This is a genomic window from Vibrio ishigakensis (assembly GCF_024347675.1).
GTDB lineage: Bacteria > Pseudomonadota > Gammaproteobacteria > Enterobacterales > Vibrionaceae > Vibrio > Vibrio ishigakensis.
Map to the genome: position 1 here is coordinate 1,359,399 of NZ_AP024881.1, position 12,033 is coordinate 1,371,431.

Genomic DNA, 12,033 nt, shown 5'->3' on the forward strand with positions numbered 1-12,033 from the left:
ACATCAAACTTGTATTAAGCCCCGTTACTTAGGTAGCGGGGCTTTTTAATGTTCTACATTTATTAGCAATGACCAAGGAATGGGAACACGCGATGCAAAATAGCTTTGTCTGGACAGACTTATCGACCTTTGATTTGGACTCGGCGCAGGACTTTTACCGCAACCTGTTAGGCTGGAGCTATCAAGACTTAGGCGAGGGATATCTGAGCTGTGAGGCGAGCAAAATCCCAGTTTCTGGTCTCTATACCATGCCAGAGAAATTTCAGAATATAGGCATGCCGCCATTTTGGATGTCTTATATCCAAGTTTCTGATCTCGAGCAGACGGTCGGACTTGCTGAACAACATGGCGCTAAGGTTGAGGTAAGGCCGACAAGTGCATCGGGAGGGGGCCAGGTAGCGCTGATCAGAGACCCGTCAGGTGCGGGTTTTACCTGCTATCAAGGCGATGCTTTCTCTCCTAAAAATGCGAGTTTGATTCATGGTACTCAGGTGTGGAATGAACTTCACGTATCTGACTTAACTCTGATTAAGGACTTTTATGAAAAGGTGTTTGATTGGCGTATAGAGGCATCCGATGAAAATGAACGATATCAGGTGTTTAGCCAAGATAAGCCGATTGCGGGTATTCAAGTCACTCCAAATGAAATAAAGGGTGATAAAGAGTATTGGGGTGTCTATTTCCTGGTTGATAGCTTGGACAAAGCGACAGTACGGATACAAGAGATGGGAGGTGAGCTAGTCGGTGATCAGCCAATGGGGGATCGAAGAGCGGTTCTGGCTTATGACAATCAGGGGGCGGCTTTCTATCTAGTCGAGCCTGAGACACAAGACTCTTTGAGTCGCAAATCAAAACCCAAATGGAGAGCGATCTTAGGGCTATGCCTTGTCGTTGTAGCTGTAATTACAGAGATGAACTGGATATGGGGCGCTCTATTTCTGAGTTGGGTTATACCGGATATCTACACTGCGTCGACACACTTCTTCGAACCTGTGCAGCGAAAACACAATCCCATTATCTACTGGCTGATTATAGGCACTTGGCTGTTGCTCTCGGTGTATATGTTGTTTTGGTGGTGATGAAGGAAGGGAAAGCTACTGACTTTCCCTTTTTAACTTTTCGGTGTGACTATTTTCTCTCACCAATTGGCACCATTATGTGTGCGTAGGGCGTTCCTTTCCACATAACATAAGGCCCGCCTTGGCTAGGGGCGGTCGGTAGTGACTCTAACAGAGCAGCGTCTGGCGTAATGATCATCAAGTGAGGCCCTTCAACAATCCACTGGTTGTCGTCGGTTTCCTCTGTGTCATATGGGTTTATGTTACTGGCGCCACCATCACCAGCTAGCATGTAGGAAATGCCGATGGCTTTGGCTTGGAACGGCTCTTTACTTGTCCAAGCTTTTGCCCATTCCATCCAAGGACCGTCCATACACATTGGCGCAACGCCTGTCATATGTGGTGGGGTTGGAAAACAGGTGTATTGGCCAGTCCCTTTTTGCAATACATTCTGCTCCCAATCTAAAACAGTGACTTTATCTCTTAACGTCGGAGGAGCGGCACTAAGCGCTTCTTCTAATAGACCTTGTTGGTTGTCGGCAGCATATCCGTTAAAGCTATATGCGATAGCGAGTGTCAGCGCTGTCACAAGGGGGGAACTAAATTTCATAGAAATACCCTCATATTTTTCAGCAAACAGTGTAGATATCACAGTAAATTATAGTTCAGCTCGGTAGGTGCTTCTCTTCTCTCAAGCGTCATCAGAGAGCCCAGAGGATGGGCAGATTGAATAAGAGTCAAACAAAAAAAGAGTGAGTCAAATGACGCACTCTTCAATAAATCGGGTTAGGTACCCAGTGATTAGCAGTCCCTTTATACAAAACCACTACCGCCAGAACGTTCGCTAGGGTCATCCCAGTCGTATCCGCCACCACCAGAGCGTTCGCTCGGATCATCCCAATCGTAACCACCACCGCCGGATCTTTCACTTGGGTCGTCCCATTGATAGCCGTTTGCTGAATTCTCGGTAGGATTGATCAGCGCAAAGCAGCCACCTGTTTTCTCACTCGGATCTTCCCAAGTGTAGCCACCACGTTTTTCTTCATGGTCACTGCAAGAGTATGCATTTTGGGGATTGGCCATTGGGTTTGCGTTGATATCCTTCGCAAATACAGCGGGGGCAACGAACAGAGATGTTATCAGTAGAGTAGATAGAGTTTTCATTGTTTCACCTATATAGCTTTTCTCTCGATGATTGGATCACATTCTCTGCCGATATAGAGTTCCTTGTGCCCGAAATATATCTCGTGACTGGCTTAGAGAAAGCCTGAATCCTTTTTGGATTCTTCGTAAGTCAGAAAATGTGTGTGTATTTAGTGTTTATCTTTCCGTCGCTCTAAGCGATTCAGTTTAAACCTAACACTGAGTTTGTACGGGGAATTGGGTTAGATGGATTAGAGATGGTTGCCTGTGTTGGCACTAGATGGTTACAGGAGAAATGACAGCCTTGGTTACAGTCTTAAGCATTGGTTTCTTTTCGGTACTGTTTATATGTCACTCTCCACAACTGCATTTCTGATCTCCCATCTCACCTTGACCAATGCCTTTATTTGGGAGTATCCATCCCATCTGGTCGCATCAAGCAGTCCGAATGTGGGCTCGCGAGCGTGCCCTGTGGCTGCAGAATTTATCAACTCGGGAGTGAGTCAAGCTCAGGTACCGCTCTCCACAGAAGCAAAGATTGGCACTATGGCGCTGGTTGAGAAAGAGGGTAAGCGGTACATAATTGGCCTTCATGGAGAGCAGAGCCACACCAAGGCCAGAATAGAAGATGCCAAAGAGATTTTTATGGAATCCAAATTCTAATTTGATGCTTCCGGCTATGCGAGGAGCGACATCGAGTCCAGTTGCGCCTCCATCAGAAGTAAAACAATACTTGCGTAATTGGTAGTTGAGCTAGGATCCCTTATCTTGTATTTAATTTGATAGCAAAAAAGTGAAATCCAATCTAAATCACGGTGCAATAGGGAGAGTAAAACCTTGATCAAAGTAGAAGCCTTGCTGGTGAACTCATTTACTAAGCAAGGAACTGGGGGCAATCCTGCTGGGGTGGTTCTGGGAGCTGAAACCTTATCTGACCAACAGAAACTACAAGTAGCAAAGTTGGTAGGTTTCTCGGAAACAGCATTTGTTTGCGAAGACCATGTTGCTGACTTTGAGGTGTCGTTTTTTACTACGACAGATGAAGTCGACTTTTGTGGTCATGCTACCTTGGTAGCATTTTCGGTAATGCTTGAGCGAGGACTCATTACACCAGGAGAGTACACCCAAAGAACTAAGGCAGGGTTGCTTGCAGTTACCGTCGAGCCAGGCGGTCGAATCGTAATGCAGCAGAAACTGCCAGAATACTTAGGCGTGTTATCAAGTAAGGAGATATCACCTTTGATTGGTATTTCTTGCGAGTTATTAGATTCTACCGAGCTACCTATCGAGGTGGTATCTACTGGTCTTCCAGACATCATAGTGCCAATTACTAAGGGGTACCTAGATAACCTGCAGATAAACAACACTCGACTCAGTCAGTTCTGCAAGGAACGCGATTTGGTTGGTATTCATGCGTTCGAGTTGTGCGAGTCTGACTCTTTAGTTTCGGCAAACTGTCGTAATTTTGCACCTTTGTTCGGCATACCAGAAGAGTCTGCAACTGGCAGTGCCAGTGGCGCTCTTGCTTCTTACCTGATCAAATACGGACTAGCAGCTAGCGAGCAGAATTTGGTATTTGAACAAGGAAGAGCCATGGGATGCACCTCAGAAATCACCGCTTCCATAGAAGTGACCGAGGATGAGATCAGCAAGGTAAGTGTTGGCGGTTTCGCCAAGTTGGTAGGGGTACAAGAAATCTCGCTATAACATCAGTTCCTATGCTTGTTTAGGCCATAACGAGGAGGGCGCGTTTGCTGTTACAGTGGCGCGCTTTCTTGTTTCCGCTGATGAGTTAGTGGAAACCGTCGCGGGTGGGAATTATCGTTGATAATTATTCATCAAACAGATGATGTCTTTTCAGTGATACAGACGTATCATTGCCGATAGTTCTTGGTTCGAGTGCATTACATGGAGTACCACACGATGAGTAAACAGGAGATTGGGGCAGCCCAAATCAGTATTTTTAATCTTGATGATCTTGCGAAGGTGTCGGATTACTCTCTAATGGATAACCTCAATCCAGATCCAGAAGCAACCTCAGATGGCATGGACCATTTTCCTCGGCAAGTGTTCTCCGGCCATTATGTGCCTGTAAAGCCGACGCCAATTGCGGATGCTATTTATGTCAGCCATAGCCATGGGTTCTTCAAAGAGTTGGGACTGGACGATAGCTTAGCGCACACTCCTGAATTCGGGCGCCTGTTCTCTGGTGACATGACTAATCTGCCAGAACCAATGCGCAATGTTGGGTGGGCTACAGGCTATGCACTCTCAATCTTCGGCACTGAATATATCCAGCAATGTCCTTTCCAGACCGGCAACGGTTATGGCGATGGGCGAGCCATCTCTGTCTTTGAAGGCGTTTTTCACAATAAAAGATGGGAAATGCAACTCAAAGGTGCAGGCCCTACACCCTATTGCCGAGGAGCAGATGGCAGGGCGGTGCTGCGCTCAAGTGTTCGTGAGTTTCTGGCGCAAGAGTATATGCACGCTTTGGGTGTGGAGACTTCACGCTCTTTAAGCCTGTTTGCATCTCAATCAGAGACGGTAGATCGTCCTTGGTACAGTGAAGGTTCTCAGTCAGAAAATCCAGATATCATGGTTGCCAACCCAGTCGCCATTACAACGCGTGTTGCTCCCTCATTCTTACGCGTAGGTCAGTTGGAGTTGTTTAGCCGAAGAGCTCGGGTCAATGAGCATCCAAATGCGATGTCAGAGCTCGAGATGATGGCGCTGCATATTATCGAGCGCGAATACAGCGAGCAAATAGATGCAGAGTTGCCACTTCCAGATAAGCTGCTCGCTCTCGCTAAAGAGTTTCGAGGTCGCTTAACTACGTTGGTAACAGAATGGCTTCGCGTCGGATATTGCCAAGGCAATTTCAATAGCGACAACTGCGGCGCTGGAGGTATTACGCTCGATTATGGTCCGTTCGGTTTTTGCGAATATTTTGATCCTTACTTTCAACCTTGGACCGGCGGTGGACGCCATTTCTCTTTCTTCAATCAACCCCTAGCGGCTGAGAAGAACTATGAGACTTTCTGTGGCGCCCTAAAGCCGCTATTAGATGAAAAAGCTCAAGCAAAGCTAGATAACCTAGTTGAGGGGTTCTCTTCAGTCGTGAGAGAGAAGTCCAATAAGATGTGGGCCGATAAACTGGGATTAGAGACACTAGATGTTGATCTGTTTAATCAGCTTTTAGGCTTGATGATGAAAACCCATGTTGACTACACCTTGTTCTTTCGTGAGCTGTCAAACATGCCAAAAGCGGTATCAGATATCAGCGCGAGCTTCTATGCGAAGCCTAGCGAGGAGCTAGTTCAGGAGTGGACGCAATGGCTAAGCACTTGGAGAGAGCGACTAAATCCTAGTGTGGATATGGCCGAGCTCTCGCGTCAAATGAAACAGGTAAACCCTAAGTATACTTGGCGAGAGTGGCTGATTGTTCCTGCCTATGAGCAAGCTCAGAAGGGTGACTTTTCTCTTATCCATGAACTGCAACAGATCTTAGCAAGCCCTTATGACGAGCAATCTAAACAGGTTGAAGAGAAATATTATCGCTTAAGACCTCTGGAGTACTTCTCTGCTGGTGGCGTTTCTCATTACAGCTGCTCATCGTAAATAGCTGATAGGGATGTTCTAATCGCTTTTCTGCGCCCCAACTCTCAGCCATAGATAAAAAGCTTTGGGGGGAGGTGATAGGCAATCCTGCTGATAAAGTAATCAATGGATAGATTGTCAGCAGGGAGCATGCAATGAATGAACGCCAGTTACAGCAGCAAAAATTTGACTTAAGTGGTGAGTCGCTGGTTGTCGGAAACATCGACGAATGCCCATTGTCACCAGAACAACTGGCTCTAACTACAGCAGAGTCGGACTATGTGATTGAGTCTTTTGATAGCGGTCTTACGGCTGAGGTGTTTCATATTCGTGTTGAAGGCCGTGATTACACACTAAAGAAAAGACGCCCGCAGGCTAAGGTGCAAAATCCAGATGGACAATACTCTTTCCTCAATGAAGTTCAAAGACGTGCTGATTTCAAAGCTGTTGAACACAATCCCGACTTTAGACATATCGTTAAGACTATCTACGCTGACTATCGCTTAGGCATTATCGTATCCGAGTGGATAGAAGGCTCTCATATTAAGGCCTTAAACCAAGACCTATTAAAGCAGTTGTTTACAACACTATTGGCCTGTGAGCGAATCGGGCTATTTGAATGGGATTTGTGTGCAGGCAATCTTCTGGTGGACCGAGATGAACAGCTCATGCTGTTTGATTTTGGTTATATGTATCCTTTTAACTCCACTAGCGAGTTTAACAGCAATGGCATAGCTGACTCCTTGTTTGATGCGTGCGAGCGTTTTGAGACTCGCTTTTTGTCTGGTTGGTTATTGGAAAATGACTTATCAGAAGAAGAGGCTCTTTCGATCTTTAAAATGGTGAAAGAGCAGGCTCTTGATATGTTTCAACAAAAAAGAGAATGGCTACAGACCAGTGGTGGGAAAACAAAAGTCATCTTACATATGAATGCCGTGATAGATAAATATGAGCAGGCTTTAGTCTCAGAAAACAAACTAATGTCTCTGTTTAAATCTGAGATGTTTCGCTCACATGTACTGGATATTGAGGATGACTTGGATGGCCAGAGCTGCACCCGAACGACAATCAAGAGGGTGGACTTTGTGCTGAATATGCTTGAGCAAAATTATGACTTCTTATTGCAAAGTGGCTCGCTGTTTTATCAAAACCAAGGAAAAAGTCAGGCAGAACTTTTGAATGATTATCAAGTTAAGCGAAAGCAAGCCATCAAATTCCAGCTCTAGGAACGGCTTCCAAGCCCAGATTATTTAGTTTGTATCATGGGTTTCTGGCCTGCTGCATTTCAACTAATCCACCTGCATTGTGCAGATTATTAAAACCTTTTGACCTTAGATATTGGTAGGCCTGACCAGAACGGTTGCCGCTTCGGCAGTAGAGGACAATCTGTGTATCTTTGTCGATATTGGCGAAGTGTCTATCGAGATCAGAAAGTGGAAAATTGTGCGCATTGTCGAGATGGCCAGCGTCAAACTCTTGAACCGTGCGTACATCCACCAGCATGGCTCCCTGTTCAATCCACTCCCAGCCAATATCTGCCCGCTCAGTTGCCAGCGCTGGCATAGCTATAAAAGAAGCCGTGAGTAATGCTGTTGAGAGCCACTTTTTCATCTTGTGTTTCCTTTCCCATGAAGCCGTCAAAAAAGAGTTTTGCTTCTTTGTATTTTACCTCTTAAATCGCTAAATAGATTGCTTACCAGTATAGGTAGCTCAAATAATAAAAATCCCCTCCACCAAGGTGGAGGGGACTCAATTTACTAATCTGGCCTTTTGGTTATTTTACTGGCTTAACCGTTGGCAATACTCGGAAGCCGTCTTTTACCAATTGGCTTGGCATATAGTGACGGATACCTAGGTTAAATACGCCTGACTTATTCGCGGTTTCGATGTTGTTCGGCGCACCTTCACCACAGCCAAAGCTTACGGTATAGGTGCCATCAGCATTCTTGTCAGCGGTGTTTGAGCTCACGTTCGCAACATCGTTAAACATGAAACCTGCTTTGTCATACACGGTGATAGACCAGAACGCTTGGTTCTTAGGATCTTCAAAGGTTGCTTGGTGACAGGTATCAGCAGGGTAGTTGCCTGATACTTCATAGATGTTGTCTTGCATCTGCGCGCCGCCCCAACCGATGGCCGCACCTACAGCATATTTTTCTTCTGTAAATAGCTCTTTAGACTCATCGTTCGGATCAGTGAACATGCCGGTTAGCGCCGTTGCGCCATCGCGTTTTAGTATGGTCGGCATCTGCGCTTTAAGTTCTTTCTCAACTTTCACGAATGATGCTTGGTCAACTTGCTCAGCGCTGAATTTGTTGTTTGAGTTAGCATCGATGTGCATTTGATCTTGGATCTTGCGTGCTTCTTCTTTAGAGAAGGTCGCATCTAGACGCACTACGATGTAGATGTGTTCACCTGTGTGGGTGCTCAAATCAAAGGTGCCTGAGCCATACTGCATAGCTTGAATGCGGTGATCTTCGGTAACCACCTGCATAGATATGTATTTGCCTTCAGGGATCTCTGGAAGTGTGATGCTTGCGCCTTTAGATACATCTACTACTGCAAATGAGTAGTAAGTGTCACGGTTCATACGAACAACAGGCTGCTGATCCGTTGGTGTCAGTTCACGCTTATGAAGCAGTTTATTGATACCCGCTAGATCTTGGTTCTTTAGGATCTGGCGAGAGCTCTCGAAAATTGGGTAGTTCTCTGCCGTAGTAATAGCGCCATCCTTGCTGAAAAACTCCGCTTCTGTTGAAACCTCTTCTGCCATTACAGGTAGTGCTGCCATGTTCAAACCAAGTGCTACAACAAGTGCTAACTTCTTCATCAAATGCTCCTAGAGTCATAAATTATCTGCATGCAATAGGTGTGCATGCCATCTAATGAAAGATACTAGCAACAGGGTGATATCTATCCTATTTACTAATCCTGATAGGAGTTATGCATCAAGTGAATAAGGCAACATTCGCTGGTGGAATAATGAGAGATAGAAGCCGCCTGTTTTATGTGCAGGCAGCCTCTGTGGGGGAAGGGTTAGTTCACTGCTCTGATAAGTGGCAGGATACGGAAACCATCGCGAACCTTTTGGCTTGGAATGTAGTGACGGAAAGCTACATTAAACACGCCAGAGTCGTTCTTTATGTCTAGGTTATTCGGTGCATCGTCACCACAGCCGAAGCTTAAGGTATAAGTACCATCGGCGTTCTTCTCAGCAAGTTTAGAGTTGATGTTAGCCACATCGTTGAACATAAAGCCTTGCTTGTTGTATACGGTTACAGACCAAAATGCTTGGTTCTTCGGGTCATCAAAGGTCGCTTGGTAACACTCGTTCATTGGGTAGTTACCTGACACCTCATAGATGTTGTCTTCTAGCTGCGCACCGCCCCAGCCGATAGCCGCGCCCACAGCGTATTTCTCTTCAGTAAATAGCTCTTTAGATTTGTCGTTCGGGTCGGTGAACATACCGAATGTTGCTTGTGCACCGTCACGCTTAAGCACTTTTGGCATCTCCGCCTTTAGAGATTTCTCAACTGTTTCGAAAGAAGCCTTATCTACCTGATGTGCTGTGAACTCTTTATTCGAGTTCGCTTGAACGCTCATTTTGTTTTGAAGCGCGTGTGCCTCTTCTTTAGTAAAGGTCGCGTCTAGGCGGATGATGGCGTAAACGTGATCGCCAGTGTGGGTAGATAGCTCGAAAGTACCTGCACCATATTTCATCGCCTGAATGCGGTGATCCTCAGTAATGATTTCCATCGACATGTACTTGCCTACTGGGATCTCAGGAAGGGTTACACTCGCACCTTTAGATACATCGATAACAGCCATTGAGTAGTAAGTATCACGGTTCATTCGAACAACAGGCTGCTCGTCAGTTGGCGTCAATTCGCGCTTGTGCAGGAAGTTGTTGATGCCCACTAGCTCTTGGTTTTTTAGATACTGGCGCGAAGTTTCTAGGGTTGGGTAGTTCTCAACTGTTGTCTTTTCACCTGCAGGGCTGAAGTAATCGGTCAGTGTAGAGACCTCTGTATTTGCCAAAGTAGGCAGTGCGATAAGGTTCAGTCCAAGTGCAATGCTAAGTGATAGTTTCTTCATGCTGTAACTCCAAACTTGTATTCAGGTTAAACACCCACTGCCGAACTCTGTTGTTCGCTTGAGGCAGGTGCTGTTGACCTTTTCTATATTAAGAACGCTCTTTACAAAAACCATTGACTTAGGCTGATAGCTGATATCCATATAATGCATGGCAGAAAATAAATGAAAGAACTATCATGCATACCATAAGGTGAGCAATTATTAGCCACGCTAGTTATTACAGAGGCAGAAGAGATGAGCGAAGCAATGAACCCAACCCTAGAGTCAATCCTTGAGCTAAAGAAGCAGATGGGCATGTCTGTTATCGGTCAAGAGCATATGGTAGACACCTTATTGGTAGCTCTACTTACCAATGGCAACGTTCTTCTGGAAGGACTGCCGGGTACCGCTAAAACCCGCTCTATCAAGGCACTAGCCGACGCGTTGACCGTGGATCTTGGACGAGTGCAGTTTACGCCGGACCTTCTTCCTTCAGATGTAACGGGTACAGAGGTGTATCAAGAGGTAGATGGCAAGCCGACTCTGCATTTTCAGCCTGGGCCTGTTTTTAACAATCTATTGCTGGCCGATGAGATCAACCGCTCTCCAGCTAAGGTGCAAGCGGCATTGCTAGAGGCGATGGAGGAGCGTCAGGTTACTGTGGCAGGCAAGACCTACAAACTTCCTGAGCTTTTTATGGTACTGGCAACACAAAACCCAGTTGAGCAGGAGGGCACTTATCCGCTGCCTGAAGCTCAAATGGACCGCTTTATCATGAAGATCAATCTCGATTATCTAGGTGCTGATGCTGAAGAGCAGATCATAAGAATGATGCGAAGCGAAGATGGTGCGAGCAAGGCCAAATCAGAGCCTATCGATCCGCAGCAAATCTTTAAGGCTCGAGAACAAATCCGAGACATCTACTGCAGCGATGCGGTTCTTAAGTATATGGTTGCCATCATAGTTGCGACTCGAGAGCCAGAAGCATTCGAAGATTCAGAGCTTAAAAACTGGATTGCAGTAGGCTCAAGCCCACGTGCCACCATTGCCCTTGATAAATGTGCCCGCGCCATGGCGTGGCTAAAAGGCAAAGATTTTGTTGATCCTACGGATGTGCGCGATGTCGTGCATGGAGTGCTTCGTCACCGTTTGATTCTTTCCTATGATGCTCTGGCAGAGGGTATCAGTTCTGACCGCGTTATTGATGAAATCCTGTCTCAAGTCGCAGTGGCGTAACTATGAAAAAAGACCCGAATATCTACACGGATCTGCATACGCTGCGAGGGTTGAAATATAAAGCCAAAGGCTTTGATTTTCTGCCATTGCAACCGGTCAATAGTCTGCTTAACGGTCGCCACGTGTCTCGTCTAAGAGGGCGAGGTCTGAACTTTGAAGAGATGCGCCATTACCACATCGGTGATGACATTCGCTCGATGGACTGGAAGGTGACCATGAGAACCGGAAAGCCGCATGTAAAGATCTTCTCAGAAGAGCGCGAACGCAATGTCTACCTTTTGGTGGATCAGCGCTCAAGCATGTTTTTTGGCAGTACCGAAAAGACCAAGTCGGTGATTGCTGCAGAACTAGCGGCCTTGATTGCATGGCGAGTGATAGAAACCACTGACCGTGTGGGTGCCATTGTATTCGATGATAACAATGCCACTTCTATCGCGCCGCAGCGCAGTGCCAACCATGTACTGACCTTGCTCAATGAGATCGTTAGACGAAATCACAAACTCAAAGTAGGTGAGAAGGCTGAGTGCCAAACCAACTCGTTTGCCAAGGCTCTGACTCAAGCTCAGAGACTGGTTAAGCACGATGGACTAGTGATTCTGATCTCTGACGGTTATGGATACAGAGATAACAGTGAAGAGCAGATCAAAACACTTTGTCAAAGAAACGACCTGATCCTTTGTCATGTAACTGACCCGTTAGAGCATCAACTGGCGGGGCTGGACTCCATGATTGTCAGCGATGGTCAGTTGCAAGTCGCGGTTTCGGCAAAAGACAAACTCCGAGATGACTTTAATCAAGATGTGGTTCGCGCCATTGAAGCGTTCAAAAAGGTGGCTAAGAAATATCGAGTGCCAGTGTTGCCGTTCAATACCTTGGAGAGCAGCGACGTACAGCTCCGAAGAGCGCTTGGCGCAAACTAGGA

12 protein-coding genes are annotated in these 12,033 nt (G+C 46.2%); 7 read left to right on the forward strand and 5 right to left on the reverse strand.

All coding sequences use genetic code 11. From position 1 onward, the window contains the following. Window positions 1-92 precede the first annotated feature (92 nt). Complete coding sequence (locus Pcarn_RS06160) at window positions 93-1,079, forward strand: VOC family protein (RefSeq protein WP_261835505.1); 987 nt, start codon at window positions 93-95, stop codon at window positions 1,077-1,079. 49 nt (window positions 1,080-1,128) lie between these two features. Here the strand turns inward: Pcarn_RS06160 and Pcarn_RS06165 are convergent, their stop codons facing one another. Continuing rightward, a complete protein-coding gene (locus Pcarn_RS06165) occupies window positions 1,129-1,668 on the reverse strand; it encodes a hypothetical protein (RefSeq protein WP_261835506.1) in 540 nt (179 codons plus the stop codon). Between the two features lie 203 nt (window positions 1,669-1,871). After that, window positions 1,872-2,222, reverse strand: a complete 351-nt coding sequence (locus Pcarn_RS06170; protein WP_261835507.1) for a hypothetical protein — start codon at window positions 2,220-2,222, stop codon at window positions 1,872-1,874. Between the two features lie 327 nt (window positions 2,223-2,549). On the opposite strand from Pcarn_RS06170, the gene Pcarn_RS06175 reads away from it, so the two are divergent. From Pcarn_RS06175 to Pcarn_RS06190, 4 genes are all read left to right on the forward strand, one after another. Continuing rightward, window positions 2,550-2,864 carry a hypothetical protein gene (locus tag Pcarn_RS06175; RefSeq protein ID WP_261835508.1) on the forward strand — a complete coding sequence of 105 codons (315 nt, stop codon included), beginning with the start codon at window positions 2,550-2,552 and terminating at the stop codon, window positions 2,862-2,864. Between the two features lie 174 nt (window positions 2,865-3,038). Continuing rightward, on the forward strand, window positions 3,039-3,908 hold the full coding sequence (locus Pcarn_RS06180) for a PhzF family phenazine biosynthesis protein (RefSeq protein ID WP_261835509.1): 870 nt from the start codon (window positions 3,039-3,041) through the stop codon (window positions 3,906-3,908). Window positions 3,909-4,124: 216 nt separating this feature from the next. Then, complete coding sequence (locus Pcarn_RS06185) at window positions 4,125-5,822, forward strand: protein adenylyltransferase SelO (RefSeq protein ID WP_261835510.1); 1,698 nt, start codon at window positions 4,125-4,127, stop codon at window positions 5,820-5,822. 134 nt (window positions 5,823-5,956) lie between these two features. After that, on the forward strand, window positions 5,957-7,027 hold the full coding sequence (locus Pcarn_RS06190) for an AarF/UbiB family protein (RefSeq protein ID WP_261835511.1): 1,071 nt from the start codon (window positions 5,957-5,959) through the stop codon (window positions 7,025-7,027). A 34-nt stretch (window positions 7,028-7,061) separates the two neighbouring features. On the opposite strand, the gene Pcarn_RS06195 is transcribed toward Pcarn_RS06190, so the two are convergent. From Pcarn_RS06195 to Pcarn_RS06205, 3 genes are all read right to left on the reverse strand, one after another. Then, window positions 7,062-7,412, reverse strand: coding sequence for a rhodanese-like domain-containing protein (locus Pcarn_RS06195; RefSeq protein WP_261835512.1), 351 nt, complete (start codon window positions 7,410-7,412; stop codon window positions 7,062-7,064). Between the two features lie 163 nt (window positions 7,413-7,575). Further along, window positions 7,576-8,631, reverse strand: a complete 1,056-nt coding sequence (locus Pcarn_RS06200) for a DUF1254 domain-containing protein (RefSeq protein WP_261835513.1) — start codon at window positions 8,629-8,631, stop codon at window positions 7,576-7,578. A gap of 206 nt (window positions 8,632-8,837) precedes the next feature. Next, on the reverse strand, window positions 8,838-9,896 hold the full coding sequence (locus Pcarn_RS06205; RefSeq protein ID WP_261835514.1) for a DUF1254 domain-containing protein: 1,059 nt from the start codon (window positions 9,894-9,896) through the stop codon (window positions 8,838-8,840). A gap of 234 nt (window positions 9,897-10,130) precedes the next feature. Here Pcarn_RS06205 and Pcarn_RS06210 point away from each other — a divergent pair, with 234 nt between their 5' ends. Both Pcarn_RS06210 and Pcarn_RS06215 read left to right on the forward strand, forming a co-directional pair. Next, window positions 10,131-11,111 carry an AAA family ATPase gene (locus Pcarn_RS06210; RefSeq protein ID WP_261835515.1) on the forward strand — a complete coding sequence of 327 codons (981 nt, stop codon included), beginning with the start codon at window positions 10,131-10,133 and terminating at the stop codon, window positions 11,109-11,111. Window positions 11,112-11,113: 2 nt separating this feature from the next. Beyond that, the gene (locus Pcarn_RS06215; RefSeq protein ID WP_261835516.1) at window positions 11,114-12,031 is read left to right on the forward strand and encodes a DUF58 domain-containing protein; all 918 of its coding nucleotides are present in this window, start codon (window positions 11,114-11,116) and stop codon (window positions 12,029-12,031) included. Window positions 12,032-12,033 lie beyond the last annotated feature (2 nt).